The sequence below is a fragment of the Pseudomonas mercuritolerans genome (genome assembly GCF_025706525.1).
Lineage (GTDB): Bacteria > Pseudomonadota > Gammaproteobacteria > Pseudomonadales > Pseudomonadaceae > Aquipseudomonas > Aquipseudomonas mercuritolerans.
In genome coordinates this window covers 417,831-440,619 of the sequence record NZ_JAMSHA010000004.1, presented here as the reverse complement: position 1 = coordinate 440,619, position 22,789 = coordinate 417,831, and the positions used below count along the sequence as shown (strand labels likewise).

22 protein-coding genes are annotated in these 22,789 nt (G+C 52.1%); all 22 read right to left on the bottom strand.

Translation table 11 applies throughout. The annotated features are described in order from the left end of the window. Positions 1–270 precede the first annotated feature (270 nt). The 22 genes from ND528_RS14140 to hisC all read right to left on the bottom strand — a co-directional run bounded on the left by ND528_RS14140 (position 271) and on the right by hisC (position 22,780). Positions 271–1,209 carry an NAD-dependent epimerase/dehydratase family protein gene (locus ND528_RS14140; protein ID WP_137213833.1) on the bottom strand — a complete coding sequence of 313 codons (939 nt, stop codon included), beginning with the start codon at positions 1,207–1,209 and terminating at the stop codon, positions 271–273. A gap of 50 nt (positions 1,210–1,259) precedes the next feature. Beyond that, positions 1,260–2,057, bottom strand: a complete 798-nt coding sequence (locus tag ND528_RS14135; RefSeq protein WP_137213834.1) for a hypothetical protein — start codon at positions 2,055–2,057, stop codon at positions 1,260–1,262. A gap of 98 nt (positions 2,058–2,155) precedes the next feature. Next, positions 2,156–3,277, bottom strand: coding sequence for a hypothetical protein (locus tag ND528_RS14130; RefSeq protein WP_137213835.1), 1,122 nt, complete (start codon positions 3,275–3,277; stop codon positions 2,156–2,158). Between the two features lie 22 nt (positions 3,278–3,299). Beyond that, on the bottom strand, positions 3,300–4,187 hold the full coding sequence (locus ND528_RS14125) for a glycosyltransferase (protein WP_137213836.1): 888 nt from the start codon (positions 4,185–4,187) through the stop codon (positions 3,300–3,302). 208 nt (positions 4,188–4,395) lie between these two features. Next, positions 4,396–5,436 carry an MraY family glycosyltransferase gene (locus tag ND528_RS14120; protein ID WP_137213837.1) on the bottom strand — a complete coding sequence of 347 codons (1,041 nt, stop codon included), beginning with the start codon at positions 5,434–5,436 and terminating at the stop codon, positions 4,396–4,398. Between the two features lie 208 nt (positions 5,437–5,644). Further along, a complete protein-coding gene (locus ND528_RS14115) occupies positions 5,645–6,538 on the bottom strand; it encodes a glycosyltransferase (protein WP_137213838.1) in 894 nt (297 codons plus the stop codon). A gap of 194 nt (positions 6,539–6,732) precedes the next feature. Continuing rightward, on the bottom strand, positions 6,733–7,992 hold the full coding sequence (locus tag ND528_RS14110; protein ID WP_263470545.1) for an O-antigen translocase: 1,260 nt from the start codon (positions 7,990–7,992) through the stop codon (positions 6,733–6,735). An 82-nt stretch (positions 7,993–8,074) separates the two neighbouring features. Then, entirely contained in the window at positions 8,075–9,175 is a 1,101-nt protein-coding gene (locus tag ND528_RS14105; RefSeq protein ID WP_137213839.1) for a DegT/DnrJ/EryC1/StrS family aminotransferase, read from the bottom strand. Next, the gene (locus tag ND528_RS14100) at positions 9,168–10,109 is read right to left on the bottom strand and encodes a GNAT family N-acetyltransferase (RefSeq protein WP_137213840.1); all 942 of its coding nucleotides are present in this window, start codon (positions 10,107–10,109) and stop codon (positions 9,168–9,170) included. Before ND528_RS14100 ends, ND528_RS14105 begins: the two co-directional genes overlap by 8 nt. Next, the gene (locus ND528_RS14095) at positions 10,103–11,020 is read right to left on the bottom strand and encodes a glycoside hydrolase family protein (RefSeq protein WP_137213841.1); all 918 of its coding nucleotides are present in this window, start codon (positions 11,018–11,020) and stop codon (positions 10,103–10,105) included. Before ND528_RS14095 ends, ND528_RS14100 begins: the two co-directional genes overlap by 7 nt. 11 nt (positions 11,021–11,031) lie before the next feature. Continuing rightward, positions 11,032–11,706 (bottom strand): acetyltransferase, encoded by a 675-nt coding sequence (locus ND528_RS14090; protein WP_137213842.1) that lies wholly within the window; start codon positions 11,704–11,706, stop codon positions 11,032–11,034. Then, on the bottom strand, positions 11,693–12,673 hold the full coding sequence (locus tag ND528_RS28255; protein WP_137213843.1) for a WxcM-like domain-containing protein: 981 nt from the start codon (positions 12,671–12,673) through the stop codon (positions 11,693–11,695). The genes ND528_RS14090 and ND528_RS28255 overlap by 14 nt, the downstream gene beginning before the upstream one ends. Beyond that, positions 12,670–13,563, bottom strand: a complete 894-nt coding sequence (gene rfbA, locus ND528_RS14075) for a glucose-1-phosphate thymidylyltransferase RfbA (RefSeq protein ID WP_137213844.1) — start codon at positions 13,561–13,563, stop codon at positions 12,670–12,672. The genes ND528_RS28255 and rfbA overlap by 4 nt, the downstream gene beginning before the upstream one ends. Then, a complete protein-coding gene (rfbD, locus tag ND528_RS14070; RefSeq protein WP_137213845.1) occupies positions 13,560–14,453 on the bottom strand; it encodes a dTDP-4-dehydrorhamnose reductase in 894 nt (297 codons plus the stop codon). The genes rfbA and rfbD overlap by 4 nt, the downstream gene beginning before the upstream one ends. Beyond that, entirely contained in the window at positions 14,450–15,526 is a 1,077-nt protein-coding gene (gene rfbB / locus ND528_RS14065) for a dTDP-glucose 4,6-dehydratase (protein ID WP_263470544.1), read from the bottom strand. The genes rfbD and rfbB overlap by 4 nt, the downstream gene beginning before the upstream one ends. A 223-nt stretch (positions 15,527–15,749) precedes the next feature. Beyond that, complete coding sequence (locus ND528_RS14060; RefSeq protein WP_212616858.1) at positions 15,750–15,989, bottom strand: lipopolysaccharide assembly protein LapA domain-containing protein; 240 nt, start codon at positions 15,987–15,989, stop codon at positions 15,750–15,752. Positions 15,990–16,019: 30 nt separating this feature from the next. Further along, positions 16,020–16,316, bottom strand: coding sequence for an integration host factor subunit beta (ihfB, locus tag ND528_RS14055; protein WP_007950920.1), 297 nt, complete (start codon positions 16,314–16,316; stop codon positions 16,020–16,022). 153 nt (positions 16,317–16,469) lie between these two features. Further along, positions 16,470–16,748 (bottom strand): hypothetical protein, encoded by a 279-nt coding sequence (locus ND528_RS14050; RefSeq protein WP_110646032.1) that lies wholly within the window; start codon positions 16,746–16,748, stop codon positions 16,470–16,472. A 192-nt stretch (positions 16,749–16,940) separates the two neighbouring features. Continuing rightward, positions 16,941–18,626: a 30S ribosomal protein S1 gene (rpsA, locus tag ND528_RS14045; protein WP_016770920.1), complete on the bottom strand. Its 1,686-nt coding sequence runs from the start codon at positions 18,624–18,626 to the stop codon at positions 16,941–16,943. Between the two features lie 119 nt (positions 18,627–18,745). After that, positions 18,746–19,435, bottom strand: a complete 690-nt coding sequence (cmk, locus tag ND528_RS14040) for a (d)CMP kinase (RefSeq protein WP_024013869.1) — start codon at positions 19,433–19,435, stop codon at positions 18,746–18,748. Further along, positions 19,432–21,639, bottom strand: coding sequence for a bifunctional prephenate dehydrogenase/3-phosphoshikimate 1-carboxyvinyltransferase (locus ND528_RS14035; protein ID WP_241669502.1), 2,208 nt, complete (start codon positions 21,637–21,639; stop codon positions 19,432–19,434). The genes cmk and ND528_RS14035 overlap by 4 nt, the downstream gene beginning before the upstream one ends. Before the next feature lie 28 nt (positions 21,640–21,667). Continuing rightward, positions 21,668–22,780 carry a histidinol-phosphate transaminase gene (gene hisC / locus ND528_RS14030; protein WP_137213849.1) on the bottom strand — a complete coding sequence of 371 codons (1,113 nt, stop codon included), beginning with the start codon at positions 22,778–22,780 and terminating at the stop codon, positions 21,668–21,670. Positions 22,781–22,789: the final 9 nt, after the last annotated feature.

The window sequence follows — 22,789 nt, the reverse complement described above, 5'->3', positions numbered from 1 at the left end:
GCCGCCGTGCTGCACCCGTGTGTGCGTACAGCGACTGCAACACGCTGTATACATAAGTGAGTGATGCAGCGTTGAACCGCAGGCCGCTCCGCGCCTAGTGCCCGCTAGAATCAGGGCACGGCGAAAAGCCAATAATCAAAGGCCGTTTCGGACGCCTCGCGGCGCGACGTTGGTGAGCCATCAGAAAGCTGGAATAGGGACGTTTGGGATTCCACGCGCAAAACAATGGGCGAGCATGCCCTTCATTCCGCCATCCGGCACACTGCATCCTTATGACGCACGGAAAATTGCGCCTTCCCGGCTAAGTACTGACCTGGTATCACGTGCAGGCTCCCACCCTAACACGCGCTGAGCATGTGAGCTGTCCACTTCCAGCGATCCACAGAGTTGCTGATAGAGCGCCTTCTTGCCCACAAGTGAACTCATGACTTTCAGCAATACTGGTGGAACAGGTAACTGCATGCATTGCTTACTCATGCCTTCCGCGAGAGCACGAACCATATCGTTCGTTGACAACACCGGCTCATCAGCTACGAGAAAAAGCTGCCCTGCCGCTTTTGGGTGCTCTGCCGCAAGCGCAATGAACTTACACAGGCTCGTTACACTGATAATACTGCGTCTGTTAGTAACGAGACCGAACGGCATGGGCATGCCTGTGGCGACCAGCTTCAATAAACGACGAAAATTGCCGGGCGCGTGGGCGCCATAAACGAGTGGCGGGCGAATCACCACCAGATCGGTGGGGGCATCTTCAAGTAGCGTGGTTAGTTCAAGCTCAGCCTCGTACTTGGCGATTGCGTAAGGAGCATGAGGTGCCGGCAGTGACAGCTCCGAGAAAGCCTCACCTCGAGTTTCGTTTCCGTTAACACCAATAGAGCTGATGAATATAAAGCGCTGAACACCTCGCAAAACGCAGGCCTCAGCCAAGTGCACAGAGGCATCTCGATTCACTTTACGGAAAGCTTCCAGAGGATCCTGCTCGTGCGAGTTTAAAACATGAGCCCTGCCCGCCAGATGGATAACACAATTCATTCCCGCGAGACGATCCGACCAGGCCTCAATATTGTCCAGATCTCCCAGCACGACGTCGCCGCAAGCGAAGTCTGGCGGCTTGCGATGCAGCGTCACCACCTCATGCCCATCACCCAATAGCATCATGCATAGATTTTTTCCAATGAAGCCGGAGGCCCCCGTTACAAAAATTTTCACACCCGCTCCTTAGCCAGGTTACGAATGCGCCATCACCGACGCATCGTTTCTCAGTCTTTACCTATTCGCCGCAGGCACGCAGCCAGCAAACCGACAAGCAGACCGGTGATCAAGCCCAAAACTATTACGGGGACCTGCCTTGGGAATACAGGACTGGAAGAGGGGTAGACCGAAACCAGTTGCGTTGGCACGTAACCCAATGCGTATTCGTATCGACGCAGGGCGGTCTCAATTTGGTTGATGGCTTCACGATGAGCAACGTACACAGCCACTTGCTCCGCTATGCCGCTCTCGCTGTGCAGCGCATCCAAGTGAGTCTGTCTTGACTTTTTAAGATCAGCCACCATCTGCGAAAGTCGCTCACGACCAGGCAGACTCAGGGCATCCTGTTGCTGTCGAATCATGTCGAAAACGCTCTCAGCGCACTTAGACGCAAGCTCTGCACTACGCCCCCGTACATTGACGGTCAAAAAGGCTGGTTGCCCCTCGGCTGTGTAGCGAGCTTCCTTGATCATCTTCAGTCTTGACTCAGGTGAGTCCTGGAGACCACACGCGCTCAACACTTCTCTGGAATATGCAGCAGGCGTATTCAGTCGAGCAATCACCAGCGTTGCAGACTCCACTTGGTTTGGAATAGGTATGCCATCACCATCGAGTCCGCGGTTTTCTGCCATCTTTACGATTGCTGACGCGTCATACTCAACCGGTGTGAGGGCAAGATAAGCAGCAGCGCTCAGCAGCCCCAGCACGATGCCTGCAGTGATAAACTTCCAGCCTTGCGCCAAAAATTTCATTAATGAAAGAAATGTAAAAGCTTCCGCATTATTTTTTACTTCGTGTTCATGCATACAAGGTCACTCGCATAAGTTTAAGTTGGGCCATATGCCCTTCACGATAAAAACTCGACTTCGCAAACCACTATTCGTAGTTCGCTGGACAACGAGCCTTACCGGCTTATTTTCAGAATTGGCTTCAGGGCTACTCGATAAGTAAATATTTGTATAAGTACGCAGAGAGCAATAAACCCCAGATTTGTCCAAGTGTACGCTTGGGGCGCGAAACCTGCCATTACGCAGGAGTAGCTGATGCGTAGAAAAATCAAAAAAGAAATGATATTCGGATTTTTTTTGAAAAAATAAACGGATGCGACCAACGATAGGTATAGAAACAGCGCCGCCCCCACCGCCCCCAAAGAACCCCACGCCATCAAAAATGGAAAGTACTCCGTACCGACGTTGATTACCGGCTCATCGAAAGGAATAGTGGACCCCAATGTTTCCACGCCACCGACCCCAGGAACCAATTGATTGATCAGAAAATCCGAGTCAATATAACCCTTTGCCATGATCGAGCTGAAGTTGTAGATACCAGCACCGATATAAAGCAAGATCCACTTCACTCCGGGAGAGGCTGCGCTATAAAAATCACTAAAAGGCAACGCAACCCAATCAAGACGCCCGGAACGAAATTGGCCCAGCTTGGCAAAAAGTAATAAGGCTCCAAACAAGCTCACAATCAGCATTTTCCACGGAATCTGACGTTTAGAGAAGAAGATCAAGGTTATCGCCAAACCATACACTGACGTAAAAAGACGATTTCGATCTAGAACGAGTACTGGAAACGCCAGTCCAACGGCGATAAAAATAAATTTCATGCGCTTATCTGCGTAGCACAGCAACCCTACTATCGGTAGCACCCAGCACATATTTGAAATATGTCGAACATGCGCTCGACCACCATCAAAGTTCGCGTAAATCTCTGGATTGCGTAGGGGCAAAGGAAATAATGTCAAATCGACTATGCATGCCCCCAAGATGATCCACGCCAAAAATTTTACCCAATAACACTCCGGCGACCGCTCAAAGGGTATTAGTTGCAGCTCTTTACGGGAAGGTAGGCGAATACCAAGAATTGTATCCAATACCAACGCCAAGGCTGCGACAACCATCAATATGGATATACCAACGGCATAACCACTCGGCAACTCAAACGTCAGCAATGCGATAAGGCAGCTACCGAATAAGGGCACCGAAAAGAACACTGCTGGGGAGCGCTGAAGATCTTTCACATGCCGCCCTTTTCAAATTGGATCATGCTTTAAATTTCCCAACAGCTGTGAGCACCATATAAGCCGTCATGTAAAAGCATGCCGTTAGCCATCGGCGCTTTAGAAACGCAATCTTCGCGCCTATCAAAAAACACTGCGCTTGAAGCATTCTCCTGTAAACACCTTTGAATTTTTTAACATGTTTCTGAGCAACTCGTCGTGACTCTTGAAGATTTTTGATCCTCGACAAAACATCCGATGTTCGACAAGTATTGCTGCTATGTACTCTGTAGGCGCAAACGGGCTCATCTATGAAACCCAGCGCGCCGTGCGCTGCGATGCGCAGGAAGAAATCCCAATCGTCAATGCGCAAGCCCTCATCCCAGCCTTCGCCAGTAGTGACATACGCTTTGCGTACCAAGGGAACCGGACCCGCTACTGCCCAATCTGAAATCACAGAGGCGATTATGCCATTTTCGGAAAGGTACTTTTGCTTGTCTGCTCGATGCAGATCTGTCATCCCGCTGTTGTGCACAACTTTGCCATTCTCGTCGACAACAATTGAATCGCCGATAACGGCAACCTTATCCGGTGAGCCCAATAGATAATTGACAAGCTTCTCACTACCGCCAGATAAAAAATAATCATCACTGGCACCCAATCGCAGGAACTCACCGGTCGCCATATTTGTAAGTTCATTTATAGTGGCAGTCACGCCCTTGTTGGCACGACTTCTATATAGGACCTTTATGCTATTGCCGTGAGCCGCAATCCATTGCTCAATGACCTTCGCAGTGTTGTCGCTGGAACCGTCGTCAATGATGACAATTTCTTTGTTGTCATAAATATCGGCCAAGATACTATCAAGACAACATTTTACGTATTGATCATGATTGTAAGCAGGTACGATGTAGGAAACTAAGGGAACCAATACCGCCTCCGGGCATTATTGCGACCGATATAAGGCGCATTAAAATAACTGCAATTTATATACTATCAACCGGGGTGAGTCAACCGCGCTCACCCCAGAACTCAAGAGTGCGTTTGCTCAGCATCGCCTTGTTGCGGCAGTAAAAGCTTCGAGACCGGCGCACCCTGAAGGACTCGAAAGCGAATAGCTGCGCGGTAACGTGCCGGCATCATTTCTCAACACTGGAGGTGCTGGCCGCCCGCTCAAGCTCACCTGCGTGAAACTTGATCGCCAAAACGAGCAAGGGCAAGTAAGCCAAAACCAAGCCGACCACACCATCCAGGCCGATCAAAACTACGCACAATGCGATTGGAATAAGCCAGAACGTATTTAGTGCCGCAACCCCAAGCGTTACCGGTAGATGTTTACCAAAATATCTGGCGGCGAATTGATAACCATGGCTGCGATGAGCCTCATAAATCTTATCACCGCGCAGACAGCGACGAATCAAGGTGAACGTTGCGTCTACTATGAACACACCAAGGAGAATCAATGTCGCCCAGAACAGGCTGGGTGACGTAGAAGCTGCGCTTATCGCAAAAATACCTAGAACCATTCCCAAGAATCCACTACCCGCATCGCCCATGAAAATTCTCGCAGGTGGGAAATTCCAGAACAAGAAACCTGCCGTTGCGCATGCCAGACATAGAGGAAGCCAAATCATTCCTTCAAAACCGCTGATCCAATAAAGCAACGCCAACCCGACGCACACGCAAATGGTCTCAACACTTGCTATGCCGTCAATACCGTCCATGAAGTTATACAGATTCAGCATCCACACGAGAAAAATTGCGGAGACCATGTAGCCGGCCCAACCTAAATCAATCGTGGCACCGAATACCTCAATTTCCGGCAAACCACCCATCCAGACCAATGCCCAAGCGGCTGCAGCGAAATGTCCCAATAACCGCCATCTGGCCGCTACGTGACCGTGATCGTCAATAAATCCAATGACTGCGATCAGCCCCCCCGCTCCAGCCACAGCGACCAGGAGAAATACCGGCACCAAATGCAGCCATGCCATGAGCGGCAGACTCAACAGAAAAACCAAAACGATCGCAACGCCCCCACCGCGCGGAGTAGGTATCGTATGCGAACTTCGGGAGTTCGGGACGTCGATAATTTTGCGAGCGAGTGCATATTGCCTTAACCACGCCGTCAACGCTAACGACAGAACACAAATAACGGGAAGGAACAACCACTGAACCATTAGATTACGCTCCATAAATTGTTACTGAGCGGCTCCGGCTTAACCGCCTCTACGGCTCATATGATGACTGAACGCCACCAAAACCGAAATTTACAAAAAATTGTTAGATACCCTCCAGACGCCGACGGAATTATACATAGCCGGAAAACTACGCTCAAAGCCTAAAATCGGCCATCACATCAAGCATTAACTTTTGTAGGGACTCAAGTTAAAAAACGCCTAGGACCACCATGACTAACAAGAAAATTCGATCGCGAAATCGGCGTCGCAATTTAGACCAATTCCGGATCAAAAAGGAGCGGGAAATATCCCCTTCATTTGAAAGAGCATTTGGTAAGCCTTGCACTTTATCAGACAACAAATTTGAGATTTTATTAACTTCGGCGCGATACCAGCCGTTTCGCAATAAAGACAAACGACTGACAAGCGCCTTGAATCCAGAGTTCGCTCCAAATTGATTACTGTTATGTTGGCGATAGAGCATATGTGGTACGGCATCCATATACCAAGGCCGACCATTCGCCCTGAACCAGGCATACAAAAGCCAGTCGTGCAGCGACACCTCACCGACACGAGACCAATTTGCAACAATGAATCGTTTGAACTCGAGCGCGTCAGCGGTTTTTAGTACGTAGCTGCAACCTGGCCCGGCAGCTTCGAATAGAAAATCATATGTTCGCTGCGGCTGTACCTTGTTCAATAGAGCTTCGCGACCATCAGGCCAGAAGGCCATAACGTTGCCGGAATAAGCGCTGGCGCCTGATGAAGAAATTTTATCATGGGCGGCGGCCAGCTTATTTTCTAGCCAAATATCGTCCTGATCAGCAAGCGCCACGTAATCGAAATCGGAGAAATCCACATCCCGAATAAGCCTGAAAAAATTCCGCGCAGCTCCGCCAAAGCGCTCCCCGTAGGGAAGAATCTTGATTTGCGAATTGTCCAACGACAGCTGGCTAATAAACGCCTCAGTTCCATCAGAGGAGCTATCAACGCTGACGAAAATCGTTACCCGGACGTATTTCTGCTTCAGGATCGACTCCACCTGTGCCGGTAGCCACTGTACGCCGTTATAGGCAGCTAATAAGACAGCAATCTCAACCATATCCTGCAAAATCTCCTTTGGTTCTCACCGATCATCGGCAACGATGAATTGCAAAGCACTCACAATCGGCTGAAGTCATCCCGATCACCACCGTATGCCAACAGGATAGAGCATTTACCTACTAGCCACTTACATTGCTCGCTTTTCAAAGAGCGCGCGCCTACGCAATTTTTTATACAGACCACACAACCGCATCACTTCATTGTCGAAATGAACCGACGAGCTACCACAAAACAAAAAAGGAAATAGATCGCATAGTTTACAACAAATGCGTACATAGCTCCTACAAGACCGAAAGAATCAGTCAAAAAATAAGTCCAACCAATATATGTCATACTGAAAAAGACCTCTGAAAACACGAACAACCTGGTCATAGCCTTGGCGAGCATAATAAATGAAAGCACGAACGCCATAATTTTTATAACATCACCAAGCAATTGAGGAGCGTATAGATAAAGCGCACCTGCGAACTCATCCGAGAAAAGCACGTGAGTTATGACATCACGAAAAATATAAATACCTAAAGCTGACACCACAACCGCCGGAAACAAATACTGATAGGCAGATTTTATTTCGGAAACGAACAATTTACGATCGACAATCGACGATAGTTTCGGCAGATAATAAACAGTTATCGCCATGGTAATGAACAGAAGATAAGCCTCTGAGACTTTACTCACCGCTTGCCAATAACCGACCTGCTCCCAAGAAAACTTATCTGCCAGTATATTCCTCGTGGCAATTTGAACAACAGGAGCAAGAAGCGCTGATGTGAGAGTCATTAGTGCGAAGCGCGATAACTTTTTGACCGCCTCAACATCCCATCTCAGCAAAAAAAAGCTCCAGTCGAAATAGTTACTTCTCCTATAAAAAGCGAAACTCACCAGGAGCAAACTCGCCTGCGCGAGTAGAAACGCCAACAGTACACCATATAAATGAAAGTAATAACCCATTAACAATGGGGTCAGGACTCCAAGCGCTGCCCCGCCGACATGTACGGCCGCGAGACGCTTTACATCCATCATCCCGTTGATAATGGAAATGATAAGATTGTGTAAGGCTACAAAGATCTGAGCAAAAGCCAAGACAACGATCAGACTTTCATAGCGAGGATCACCGAGCAACCATAGTGCGATGCGTTCGCTAAATGCGAGAACAGCAACACACATAACAAAAGATGATACAAGAGAAAAGCAAAATGCTGAGTTGAGTAAGTTGTGTAGGGGAAGATTTTGCTCGCGATATTCAGCTACGTATTTAACTACACCGGCTCCAACTCCACCGCCTGAAAACACGACCAGCAGCGCTGTAAGGCTCATAAACTGGCCCAACTGTGCGACTCCTTCAGGGCCCGCCAAGACAGCCACAAACTTCATAACCAAGAAGCCCGATAATAAGCGGGCGACTGTGGCAACAGAGGTCAGCAGGCCGGTTCTTAGAATATTCAAAATCACAACCACTCAACGCAGCATTTAAATTAGATGCTTCAGCTCCTTTTGAAGCTGATGACCACCTATAACCAAATAGACCACAATATCAAGAGAAGGAATTCAGGCACTCGATTACCTGCCCCACCTCATCAGCCGACGTGACCGGACTTAATGGCAAGCTTAGAACCGTAGCGTGCAAAGAGTCAGTGATCGGGTGATGCTGAGAACCCAATTCTTTATAAGCATTTTGCTTATGCGGTGGAACGGGATAATGAATAAGCGTTTCAATACCATGACTGTGCAGATGGCTTTTCAGTTCATCGCGTTTCTCACTGCGTACGACAAATAGATGCCATACATGCTGCTCTTGGAGAGTCGGATGCGGCACCTTGATCAGAGGATTATTCAGGTGGGCGATGTACTGATTCGCCAAGGACCTTCTTACACTGATCTCATGATTCAGATATTGTAATTTTACCCGCAACATTGCTGCTTGGATTTCATCGAGACGGCTGTTGACGCCCTTATACTGGTTTTCATATTTCTTATAGCTTCCATAGTTCCCGAGAGCACGAACGACAGACGCTAGTTCTTGATCGTTTGTCGTGATAGCCCCTGCATCACCCAGAGCACCCAGATTTTTGCCTGGGTAGAAGCTGAACCCTGACGCATCGCCCCACGTTCCCGCACGACGACCATCAATACTTGCACCGTGAGCTTGAGCAGAATCTTCCAGCACCAGCAGGTCATGCTTCTTGGCCAATGCACATAGCAATGGCATATCTGCTAACTGCCCGTAAAGATGAACCGCCAATATGACTCTCGTTTTGCTGGTAATTGCAAGCTCGGCTAATCGAGCCGATAAGTTGAAGCTGTGTTCATCAGGCTCCACAAGTACTGGAACTAATCGATTCTCAGTGATGGCTAGAATACTGGCAATGTATGTGTTAGCAGGAACAATAACCTCATCGCCGTCCTGCAGCTTGCCCATTTCTCTCCAGGCCCTGAGCGTCAGATTCAAAGCGTCCAGGCCGTTAGCAACGCCAACACAGTATTTAGCACCGCAGAAGGCAGCGAATTCCTGCTCAAACTTTGTGAGCTCTTGGCCGCCAATATACCAACCGGAGTCAATAACCCTTGAACAAGCTTCCTTTAACTCACTGCCGTACGCCTGGTTTACTTTCTTCAAATCCAGAAAATTAATCATTAAGCACAATCTCATAAAAATCAATTATCATGGCGCGTGCGCCAAAGCTTTCTTTTTGAGCAAGTAAGCCAGAGTTGATATATTTGCCACCATCTTCAGTTGATACACCAAAGCTAAAATACTTGAACCCCTCGCTTGCACTCTCCTGGATACATGTCTCTATGAGGTGATCCAACGCACCTACTTCTTTACCCTCGGCGCTGGTCGCCAGATACTGGGTGTGAACAACCTCGCCGAATTTGAATAGCAAAGTCGCAGCCAAAATTTTCTCCTCAGCCACTACAACTCTGAGTGAAATATTATTAGGAAAAAGAGATGCCAATAATTCGAGTTCTTGCGAGGTATGCACCGGCGCAGCACCATGCTTTGCGAGCACGTCATGGAGTAACTCAATAAATCCTGTCCAGTCCTGCGAATCTGTAACAACGAGATTATTCTTTTTTGCACGCGCAATTAGCCATTTTCTTCCCTTGGAGAGCTTCAAGCGGTTATCCAGATATATAATACTAGACAGATCCCTACGAACTATTTCTGCTCCGACGCGAAATAAAGCATAGAGATCCTCTTGAGCCCCATGCCTAGAAAATATGTAAGGCATCGCCTTGTATACAATCTTGTCAAAGCCATTGTCTTTAGCGAAAAGCATTAAAGCCTGAACGCTTTCCAATACTGTTTCAGCCTTGACTTTCTGAGAAAGTACCAAACCGCCGTAGGTCAGACCACCATGACTTACCAGTACCTTTTCATTACGACTCCCTGGTAGTACAGCAACCAGAACCTTGTCCTCATAAATCATCAATGACGCGTCGACGAAACGATCAGCGTGATACTCCATGAAACTTCTTTTAAAAATGAACAACGGTGTTTTTGAGTCTAAAACGAAGCTATCCCACTCTTCTTTTCTAGCAGGCGTATAAAACTCGCACTCTACCATGCCAACAACTCCGCCACGCCAAAACCTTCAGCCCCCATATTATTTCCATTATAGAAGCAGTAAGTTTTATTACCTGCGCTAACCAGCCTTGGATAGCAAAGGTGCGTTGAATCAAACCCGCCTTCCGAAAGCTCCAGACCAAACTGCTCGTCCTGACGCTGCCATACTTTACCGTCGTCTGAAACAGCGACACCTGGGAAATAGTCGAGACCGGATGTCCCACCTTTTGTGTAAAACATGTAGTACTTATCTTCAAACTTGTACACGGACGGCCGGCCGATCCGGTACTCATCACCTTCGACATCAATACACAACAGTTCGTCTTGGTTGAATACTTGGCCGTCAACAGATTCGGTATACCAAATATTATAATCGGGATAATGCTGACCGTTGATCAACGTCCACGAGTCTCCCACGGCGAACCAGACTTTCCAGACATTGTCTTCAAATAAAACCGAATGAATTGCCCGAATTGTCGTTCCACCGTCGGCTCGGTCCATTACCGGCACCTCGGATACACGATGAAATGTTTCACCGCCATCGCTGCTTTCTGCGAGTCCTGTAAAGGCTAAAAACTTGGCCCGTTTGACTATCTGGAAGCCGACATAGTACATCCGCAGAACGTTGCCGCATCTGAGTACATCACCCAAAATAACGCCGTTATCGTCGAAACAGCCGTCCCGACCACGATCAAGGACTGGTGCATCGGATATCTTTAATACTTGTGTAGGGTCTTGGGCATCGACATCGACGTATCCGATTCGACTAATGCCTTCTGCATCTCTGAAACCTGCATAGACACGAATTACTTTTTCGTTCAGCAGAATCGGTGTAGGCGTCAACGCAGAACTTTTCTTCCAATCATTTGTCCCTGCTGGAGAAAAAACATGACCTAGTTTGCTCCACTTCATGACGCCTTCCCTTACAATTTAACACTTAATGAACTTTTTTTGGCGAGCTCTTTTGCTGGTGAGCCGTAGTAAATACGCTCTGGCTCTTTCAGGTCTTTCGATACTAATGAACCTGAAGCTACAATACAGTCTCGCGCGATAGTCACATGATCATTAAGCGTCGAATTGACCCCTAAGAAACAGGATTCGCCAATTCGGCAGTAGCCTGATACGACAACGTGCGAAGAAATAAAGCAGTTATCCTCGATTACCGAACGGTGCCCGATGTGATTGCCACTCCACAAAATCACATTGTCGCCAATCTCGACAAAAGGTTGAACCGTGTTATTTTCAAAAATAAAGCAATTTTCACCTATTTTTGCATTTCGCCATACAAAAGCACGCGAGCTTATGTACGTCGCACATCTATAGCCCTTGTCTTTAACAGCATGATACAGACGCGTTCTCAGGCGGTTAAGCTGGGAGGCTGGAATCGCCACAAATGCTTCATATTCTGCGGGCGGAAAGCGCTCTTGCATTTCTTCAAAAGGAACGATGGGCAAATCATATAACTCGGAGCTTTCGATGTATTCCCGCTCAACTGCGAAGCCGCACACTTCGTAACTGGAGTCATATGTAAAATATTCATAGGCGATCATTGCCAGCTCACCGGCACCTGCAATAACTACCTTCTTATTTTTTTCCATCATTCACCTCCTTGATAAATTTATCATAATCACGGATATAGTCAGATTCATCATAGTAATCGCTCGCCAACACGAGAAGAACGCAGTCACTACTGAATTCATGCATTTCACGCCAAATCATGTTACGAATCACCAATGCTTTATTGGCTGAATCCAAACGCATTTCTCGCCTGGTAATGCCATCATCGATGATCATCTTGCAACTGCCGGAAACGCAAATAGCCATCTGTTCCAGACGACGATGAGCATGGTAACCACGACCCACATCAGGTAGCGTACCGTAAATGTAATAAACCCGTTTAATCGCGAAAGGAATGTTCAAGCCCGGCTCCAGCGCAATCAAACTGCCGCGCTGATCGCCGATTACTTTCAAGTCTATCCATTCGGTGGTTCCGTGAAGATATCCGGAATAGAGATCGACATCTCTCAAAAGCGGTGCGGCGGCGTCTTCACTGCTCACAATTATCTGCGACAAATCGGGCCACTTCGCACCTGTTGCCGGATCGTCCCATTTGATGAGCCGCTCAGACTCTCCATTTCTTTCATGAGAAGTCTTGCAAAAAAGTTGCGTTTCATCTTCTAGCGCAAGAAACCCGTGCGCGAATCCCTCAGGGATCCATAGCGAGCGCTGGGCGTTGGCATCCAGCTCAACACTCACTGATTTTCCACATGTGGCGGAATCGCGACGCACGTCCAGAGCCACCACATAAGCCGCCCCTTTTATCACGCTGATGAGATTGCCTTGAGCATGGGGTTGCAGCTGATAACGCAGGCCGCGGAGTTCACCTTTCTTTAACTGCAGATGAATATCTTGCACCAGCGGCTGCGGCAATGTGAGACCCGCCGTTTTAAACGCATCGTGAAATGCACACTGATCAAAACTGTAAGTAGATAACCGGTCCGACCCCTCATGAGCCTCCGATTCCACTATAGCGACACCCGCTATCGAAGTTCGAAGCAGCTTCACGAGCGCCGACCTTCATCAAGAATCTTCTGCAAATATTGCCCGTAACCGGTCTTTTTCAATTTTTGGGCTTGTACTTGCAGCTCACCCGCCGCTATCCAACCGCTGTTAAAAGCAATTTCTTCCAGGCAAGCGACTTTGAGGCCTTGGCGTTTCTCGATCGTGTGCACAAAGTGACTGGCTTCCAACAGCGAGTCATGTGTGCCAGTGTCAAGCCAGGCGAACCCTCGCCCGAGCATTTCCACACTGAGCGCCTTGCGCTCCAGGTACGCTCGATTGACATCAGTTATTTCGAGCTCGCCGCGTTCAGAAGGTTTGATATTCTTGGCGATTTCTACAACATTGTTATCGTAAAAATACAACCCAGTAACCGCATAATTCGATTTCGGTTTTGTCGGTTTTTCCTCGATACTCAACGCCCGTCCCGAACTGTCGAATTCAACGACACCAAATCGCTCGGGATCTGAAACGTGGTAACCAAATACGGTTGCACCTTGCTCCTGCGCCATTGCAGTGCGCAAGTTGTCGGAGAAGTGCTGACCGTAAAAAATGTTATCGCCAAGGATCAAACAGCAAGGATCCTTACCAATGAATTCTTCAGCGATCAGAAAAGCCTGAGCCAAGCCGTCCGGACTCGGCTGTTCTTCATAAGTCAAACTGATACCGTATTGACTACCATCACCTAGCAACTTCTGAAAACAAGGCAGATCTTCGGGAGTTGAAATGATTAAAATGTCTCGCATGCCTGCGAGCATCAACACTGACAGCGGATAGAAGATCATCGGCTTGTCGTAGATGGGCAGCATCTGCTTAGACACGCCCAAGGTCAACGGGTGCAAGCGCGTGCCCGAGCCGCCGGCGAGGATGATGCCTTTACGATTTGTCGTGGTCATTTGTTCAGAACTTCCCTAAGCATTCGGGTTACACCACTTTGCCAATCCGGCAAGTGTAGAGAAAAATTGTGCCGTAGCTTCTGTGTATTCAATCTAGAATTCAGAGGGCGACGCGCGGGCGTTGGATAAGCAATTGTCTCGATCGGATTGACTGCCTGGACGGCAAGCTGCTCGCCATTGTCTTGAGCAAACTTGATGATATAGCTGGCATAACCGTGCCACGAAATTTCTCCACCAGCGGCCAGATGATACAAGCCGGACAACTCAGGCTCCTGCAAAACCTTGCGTATAGCCAAAGCGGTCACATCACCAACCAATTCAGCCCCCGTGGGCGCGCCTACCTGATCGGCAATTACATTCAATGTGTCGCGATCCTTCGCCAGACGCAGCATGGTCTTGGCGAAGTTATTACCTCGAGCGCTATAAATCCAACTCGTGCGAAAAATCAGGTGCTTGCAGCCAGAAGCAAAGATGGCCTGCTCACCTGCGAGCTTGCTTGCGCCATACTGATTTACCGGTGCAACGGAGTCTGTTTCCTGCCAAGGCGTCGTGCCTTGGCCGCTGAAGACGTAATCAGTTGAATAATGAATCAACCACGCACCCAGGGCTGCTGCTTCTTCGGCCATGAGCTGGATCGCTCTGGCGTTCACTCGATTAGCCAGCTCCGCTTCCGATTCAGCCTTGTCAACGGCCGTGTATGCGGCCGCATTGACAATAATCCTAGGTTTGATGTGCCGGATAGTCTTTCGCAGCGCATCCAGATCGGACAAATCGCCGCATAATCCATCGACTGCATGACGATCAAGAGCAACCAGCTCACCCAACGGCGCCAGTGAGCGCTGTAGCTCCCAGCCCACCTGACCGTTCTTGCCCAGCAGAAGAATTCTCATGCTTTGTTCGAACGATCCGTGTAGTTCTGATCAATCCACTGCTGGTAGCTACCGCTCTTCACGTGCTCGACCCACTCGGTGTTATTCAGATACCACTCGACAGTCTTGCGAATACCGGTTTCGAAAGTCTCTTCCGGAGTCCAGCCCAGTTCACGCTGGATCTTGCTCGCGTCGATTGCATAACGCACGTCATGACCAGGGCGATCCTGAACATAAGTAATCAGGCTGGCGTGAGGACGATGGGCAGAATCAGGACGCAATTCATCAAGCAACGCACACAAGGTATGCACCACTTCAATGTTTTGCTTTTCGTTATGGCCGCCGATGTTGTAGGTCTCACCGATTACGCCCTCGGTGACGACTTTGTACAACGCGCGAGCGTGATCTTCGACGTACAGCCAGTCACGAACCTGGTTGCCTTTGCCGTACACTGGCAGTGGCTTGCCTTCCAGTGCATTGAGAATGATCAGCGGGATCAGCTTCTCAGGGAAGTGGCATGGGCCGTAGTTGTTCGAGCAGTTGGTGACCAGTGTCGGCAGGCCATAAGTGCGCGCCCAAGCCCGGACCAAGTGGTCGGAGCTGGCCTTGCTGGCGGAGTATGGCGAGCTTGGCTGGTAAGGTGTGGTTTCGGTGAAGAGGTCTTCCGGACCTTCGAGGTCTCCGTAAACTTCGTCAGTCGAAATATGGTGGAAGCGGAAGCTGGCTTTGCGGGTGTCGTCCAGAGCAGCCCAGTAGTGGCGCGCCGCTTCGAGCAGCGTGTAGGTGCCAATAATGTTGGTCTGGATGAACTCGGACGGGCCGGAGATCGATCGGTCGACGTGGGATTCTGCGGCCAGGTGCATGATTGCATCAGGTTGGTGTTCACGCAGGACGCGGTCGATCTGGTCACGATCACAGATATCGACGCGTTCGAAGGCGTAACGCGAATCCTGGCTGACTTCTGCCAGGGACTCCAGGTTACCGGCGTAAGTCAGCTTGTCGACGTTGACCACCGCATCGGAAGTGTTGGAGATGATGTGACGAATAACTGCCGAGCCAATGAAGCCGGCGCCGCCGGTAACTAGAATTTTCACGCGAAACGATACCCTTGAGCTGCGGACAGCGCTGCCAGCGAGCGCGGTCTAATCCATGAGTGCAGAGGCCACTTTCAGTTGGCATCCGTCAGAGTCAGTCTGAATCGACATGCATTGAGGCACGATCGAACAAGGGACGCATTTTACAGCTTAATGATGGTTTTACTAATGGATAAAGACAGGCTGAGGCGCAATTTCGACAGATGCCGTGCGCCTGCCGCTTTCAGACCAGTCGCTTGCGTGAGACTCTGGACGCACGCCCCAGAAACCAGCCCAATACCGGGCCGATCAGCATACCGACCAGCAAAGCCAAAACTGCAACAACCGACACCGGCAACTGCGGACCGGAGAATCCAAAAAACAAAAGCGATACTGACTGTTGATTTTCGAGCACAAACGCCAGAACAACCAGAACCATCAGCAGAATAAAAACACCTAACAGTATGCGTTTCAAATTACGCATTCACGCGCCCTCGAATTTGAATAGCGAAGATCAAGCGCCCTCCTCCTCTTCCTCATTCACGCGGTCACGCAATTCCTTGCCCGGTTTGAAATGCGGAACGAATTTACCGTCCAGACTTACCGACTGGCCGGTCTTTGGATTGCGGCCGACGCGCGGTGCGCGGTAGTGCAGGGAGAAGCTGCCAAATCCACGGATCTCGATACGATCACCGGTGGCGAGGCACTGAGACATTTGTTCAAGCATGGTCTTGATGGCCAGCTCCACATCCTTGGATGAGAGTAGCCCTTGATGGGTGACAATTCGTTCGATCAACTCCGACTTCGTCATATTTTTCCCTTCTTTTTCAAGCAGCTAGATCAGCGCTTGAAAGGTTTTAGCATGCCCGGAAGATTTTGAACAGCCCAGGGATTGACATATCTTTCCCGGCGTTAAAACGCCCATTTTCAGGGCACTCCAGTGGCGAGTCGGATCGCCGCCGCCCTAACGACACATCACCAGCATGGTCCGGGTCACGAAACCCGCCGGATTAAAGCCAAACGGGTATTCGTCTTCATCTTTGGCATCGTCAGAACGGGTGATGACCTTATAGCCCTTGCCTTTGCACTCCTTCGCTGCACGCTTCTGGCATTTCTCCCAACCGGAACCCAACCCGGAGCAATCGACCTCGATACCACTGACGCCGCGCACCGCATGGGTTTTCGCACTGGTGGTGCACCCTGCCAGCGCTAGGACCACTGCAACAACAAGTAACTTGTTCATCCACTTCCTTATGCCAGGCAAGCCTGACGACTAATGCTCAAGACCAAGCTTAGTCGCGAATAGGCGATTGATCCGATTAAAGAAACAGACCCGCAGGCGAAGCCATTGGTTTCATGCACGGACGTACAAGAGCCAAATCGCAGGCACAAAAAAGGGCGACCGAAGTCGCCCTTTTTAATGATCAAGCAGAACTCAGTTCTGTTTGGCCATTGCTTGACGCAGCAGTGCCGCCATAGTGGTGTCGGCTGCTTCGCCTTCCGGAGCTGCTTTCAGGCTCTGGATGGCTTCTTTCTCTTCAGCGTCGTCTTTCGACTTGATCGAGAGCTGGATTACGCGGCTCTTGCGGTCAACGCTGATGATCTTGGCTTCAACTTCCTGGCCTTCTTTCAGAACGTTGCGCGCGTCTTCAACGCGGTCACGGCTGATTTCGGAGGCTTTCAGGGTAGCTTCGATGTCGTCGGCCAGAACGATGATGGCGCCTTTGGCGTCAACTTCTTTCACGGTACCGGTCACGATAGCGCCCTTGTCGTTAACCGAGACGTACTCGGAGAACGGATCGCTTTCCAGTTGCTTGATGCCCAGGGAGATGCGCTCGCGCTCTGGGTCAACCGACAGGATGACGGTGTCCAGCTCGTCGCCCTTCTTGAAACGACGTACGGCTTCTTCGCCCACTTCGTTCCAGGAGATGTCGGACAGGTGAACCAGACCGTCGATGCCGCCGTCCAGACCAATGAAGATACCGAAATCGGTGATCGACTTGATGGTGCCGGAGATCTTGTCGCCCTTGTTGAACTGGCCAGAGAAGTCTTCCCATGGGTTCGACTTGCACTGCTTGATGCCCAGGGAGATACGACGACGCTCTTCGTCGATGTCCAGAACCATGACTTCCACTTCGTCGCCGACTTGTACGACTTTCGAAGGGTGGATGTTTTTGTTGGTCCAGTCCATTTCCGAAACGTGTACCAGACCTTCAACGCCTTCTTCCAGCTCAGCGAAGCAGCCGTAGTCGGTCAGGTTGGTTACACGAGCGGTAACGCGAGTGCCTTCTGGGTAACGGGCTTTGATAGCAACCCATGGATCTTCGCCCAGCTGCTTCAGGCCCAGGGAAACACGGTTGCGTTCGCGATCGTATTTCAGAACCTTGACGTCGATTTCGTCACCAACGTTGACGATCTCGGAAGGATGCTTGATGCGCTTCCAGGCCATGTCGGTGATGTGCAGCAGGCCGTCCACGCCACCCAGATCGACGAATGCGCCGTAATCGGTGAGGTTTTTGACGATACCTTTGACTTGCTGGCCTTCCTGCAGGGATTCCAGCAGAGCTTCACGCTCGGCGGAGTTCTCGGCTTCGAGGACGCTGCGACGGGAAACGACAACGTTGTTGCGCTTCTGGTCCAGCTTGATGACCTTGAATTCCAGCTCTTTGCCTTCCAGGTGCGTGGTGTCGCGCACTGGACGGACGTCAACCAGGGAACCTGGCAGGAACGCACGGATGCCGTTAACGTCGACAGTGAAGCCGCCTTTAACCTTACCGTTGATAACGCCCTTGACCACTTCCTCGGCTGCGAAGGCTGCTTCCAGAACGATCCAGCATTCAGCGCGCTTGGCTTTTTCACGGGACAGCTTGGTTTCGCCAAAGCCGTCTTCAACCGAATCCAGAGCAACGTGAACTTCATCACCAACGTTGATGTTCAGTTCGCCAGCATCGTTGTAGAACTGCTCAAGCGGGATGAGTGCTTCAGACTTCAGACCAGCGTGAACGGTTACCCAGCGAGCCTGGTAATCGATATCAACGATAACACCGGTGATGATGGAGCCTGCCTGAAGGTTCAGGGTTTTCAGGCTTTCTTCAAAGAGTTCCGCAAAGCTTTCGCTCATTTTAATTCCTGTAGATGAGGGCGAAGTAAACGCCCATCTCCACACCCCAGACGGTGTGGGTTAGTTTCATTTAAAAGAAGCACCGCAGGACTATGACTGGTCCCCTGCGACCTTCTTGGTCACCCGGCGATATCGCGAATGGCGATCTCGCTCATGATGCGTTCAAGCACCTGATCGATGGAAAGCTCCGTTGAATCCAGCTGAATCGCGTCGGCCGCCGGCTTGAGCGGGGCTACTGCGCGCTGGGTGTCACGCTCATCGCGTGCACGGATCTCATCTAGCAGACTCGACAGACTAACACCCTCGACTTTGCCCTTCAACTGCAAATATCGACGGCGCGCCCGCTCCTCGGCACTGGCGGTGAGGAAAATCTTCAGCGGTGCATCCGGAAATACCACCGTACCCATGTCGCGACCGTCGGCCACCAGGCCCGGCGCTTCCTGGAAAGCACGCTGGCGCTGCAGCAGCGCCTCGCGCACAGCGGGCAGCGCAGCCACTTGCGAGGCGCCGGAACCGACGCTTTCAGTGCGGATGACATCACTGACTTCGTCGCCTTCGAGAATGATCCGCTGCAGCTGACCTTCGGTCGCGGCGATGAATTGCACATCCAGATGAGCGGCCAATGTCTTCAGCAGCTCTTCATTGGTCAGGTCGACGCCGTGGTTATGCGCAGCAAATGCGAGCAAACGATAAAGCGCACCGGAATCCAGCAGGTTCCAGCCCAGACGCTTGGCCAGAATCCCGGCGACCGTGCCTTTGCCGGAGCCGCTTGGCCCATCGATGGTGATGACCGGTGCAATGTTTTTCACGACTGAGCCTCTTGTGCCACACGAATGCCGACTTGCCCGCACAACGCGAGGAAGTTGGGGAACGAGGTCGCGACGTTGGCGCAATCATGGATGCGGATCGGTGCGGTAGCGCGCAACGAGGCAACGCTGAAGGCCATGGCGATACGGTGGTCGCCGTGACCGTGCACTTCACCGCCGCCGATCTGGCCGCCGTCGATGATGATGCCGTCCGGGGTCGGTTCGCATTTGACGCCCAGCGCCAGCAAACCGTCCGCCATGACCTGAATCCGGTCGGACTCCTTGACCCGCAGCTCTTCGGCGCCGGTCAGCACGGTACGCCCTTCGGCGCACGCAGCCGCAACGAACAGGACCGGGAATTCGTCGATCGCCAGCGGCACCAGTTCTTGCGGAATCTCGATACCCTTGAGTTTAGCTGCCCGCACGCGCAAGTCAGCCACTGGCTCGCCGCCGACTTCACGCTGGTTTTCCAGAGTGATATCAGCACCCATCAGGCGCAGGATGTCGATCACGCCAGTACGGGTCGGGTTGATGCCGACGTGCTCCAGCACCAGCTCCGAACCCTCGGCGATCGAGGCTGCAACCAGGAAGAACGCCGACGACGAGATATCGCCCGGCACTTCGATGTGAGTCGCGGTGAGCTTGCCGCCGGACTCGACCGAAGCCGTGGCGCCGTCGACGCTGACCGGGTAGCCGAAACCACGCAGCATGCGCTCGGTGTGATCGCGGGTTGGCGCAGGTTCGGTGACGGTGGTCTTTCCTTCGGCGTAGAGACCGGCGAGCAGCAGGCAGGATTTCACCTGGGCACTGGCCATCGGCATGGTATAGGTCAGGCCCTTGAGCTTGTGGCCACCGCGAATGGTCATCGGTGGACGACCTTCAGCAGCGGTTTCGATGACCGCGCCCATTTCCCGCAGAGGATTGGCCACGCGATTCATCGGACGCTTGGACAGCGAAGCGTCGCCGGTCAAGGTGCTGTCGAAGTTCTGCGCCGCCAGCAGGCCGGAGAGCAGACGCATCGACGTGCCGGAGTTGCCCAGATAGATCGGGCCCGGCGCAGGTTTCAGGCCGTGCAGGCCGACACCGTGAATGGTCACGCGGCCGTGGTGCGGGCCTTCGATGACCACGCCCATGTCGCGAAATGCCTGCAAGGTCGCCAGGGCGTCTTCGCCCTCGAGGAAGCCTTCGACTTCGGTGACGCCTTCGGCCAGCGAGCCGAGCATGATCGAACGGTGGGAAATCGATTTGTCACCCGGTACGCGAATCCGACCGGACAGGCGGCCACCAGGTTGAGCCAGGAAGATCAGATCGTTGGAATTCATAGCGTCCACATAGGCCCTGCGGGCCAGGATTTTACTGAAATGCTCGCGGGCAACCCGGGCGCGCGTGAAAACGCCCAACAATTGGTGCCCATCCCCTGCATCGACCGCGTCGCGCAAGGCGTCGAGGTCGCTGCGAAATGTATCGAGTGTGCGCAGGACAGCCTCGCGGTTGGCGAGGAAGATGTCGTGCCACATCACCGGGTCGCTTCCGGCGATTCTTGTGAAATCGCGAAAACCACCGGCAGCGTAACGGAAGATCTCCAGATTTTCATTGCGCTTGGCCAATGAATCGACCAGACCGAAGGCCAGCAGGTGCGGCAGATGGCTGGTCGCGGCGAGGACTTCGTCGTGACGCTCGACCTGCATGTGCTCGACATCCGCGCCCAATTCACGCCACAGGCGATCGACCACCGCCAGCGCGGCAGGATCGGTCTGCTCGAGCGGCGTCAGGATCACCTTGTGCCGGCGGAATAGCTCGGCATTCGAGGCTTCCACCCCACTCTGCTCGGAACCGGCAATCGGGTGCCCGGGAACGAAGCGCGCCGGCATGCCGCCGAATGCCTCGGTCGCCGCGCGCACCACGTTGCCCTTGGCGCTGCCGACATCCGTAAGAATCGCCTGCCCCAGATCCATGACAGCCAGACGCGCGAGCAGCTTTTCCATGGCCAGAATCGGCACCGCCAGCTGAATCACATCGGCACCGACGCAAGCCGCCGCCAAGTCATCTTCGCAGCGATCGACCACACCCAATTCGACCGCGAGCTTGCGCGATTGCGGATCCAGATCGACGCCGACCACTTCACGGCACAGGCCGCTTTCTCGCAAACCCTTGGCAAACGAACCACCGATCAACCCCAGACCGACCACCACGAGGCGACCGATCATAGGTGCAGCAGGTTGCAGCGCAGTGACATCAACCACGAGCCAGAACCTTGCGCAGCGCCTCGAGGAAACGGCTGTTTTCTGCCGGCAGACCGATGGTCACGCGCAAGTGGTTCGGCATGCCGTAATTGGCCACCGGACGCACGATCACGCCTTCGCGCAGCAAGCCTTGGAAGACCGGCGCCGCGACCTGGCCAAGATCGACGCAGATGAAGTTGCCTTTGGACTCGATCCAGCTCAGTCCCAGCTCACGGAAACCCGCCTGCAACTGCTGCATTCCGGATTCGTTGAGCTGACGGCTTTGCGCCAGATATTCCTCGTCCTTCAGCGCCGCACACGCCGCCGCCAGCGCGAGGCTGTTGACGTTGAATGGCTGACGAACGCGGTTCAGCACGTCCGCCACCACAGGCGTCGACAAGCCATAACCGACGCGCAGCGCGGCCAGGCCATAGGCCTTGGAGAAAGTACGCGACACCAGCAGGTTCGGGTACGCCGCGAGGAAGTCGAGACCGTCCGGCAAATCACTGCCTTCGGCGTACTCGATGTAAGCCTCGTCCAGCACCACCAGCACGTGCTCGGGAACATCTTGCAGGAACTCATCCAGGGCTTCAGCGCCGAACCAGGTGCCGGTCGGGTTGTTCGGGTTGGCGATGAACACCACGCGGGTGTTGGCATCGATGGCCGCAAGCATCGCCGGCAGGTCATGACCCCAGTCTTTGGCTGGAACGACTTTGGCCTGCGCACCGACAGCTTGGGTAGCAATCGGATATACGGCGAAAGCGTGCTCACTGAACACCGCATTCAGGCCCGGCGCCAGATAGGCACGCGCAACCAGTTCAAGAATATCGTTGGAGCCGTTGCCCAGCGTGACCTGATTCAGCTCGACGCGGCACTGCTCGGCCAGCAGCGATTTCAGAGCGAAACCATTGCCGTCGGGGTAACGGGTCAGCTCGGCCAGCTCTTCGCGAATCGCCGCCAGCGCCTTTGGACTGGCGCCCAGCGGGTTTTCGTTGCTCGCCAGTTTGACGATTTTTGCCGGATCCAGATCCAGCTCGCGCGCCAGTTCGTCCACAGGCTTGCCCGGAACGTACGGCGAAAGTTGTTGCACGCCCGGCTGTGCCAGAGCGAGGAAGTTGCCACTCATTTGCTACCG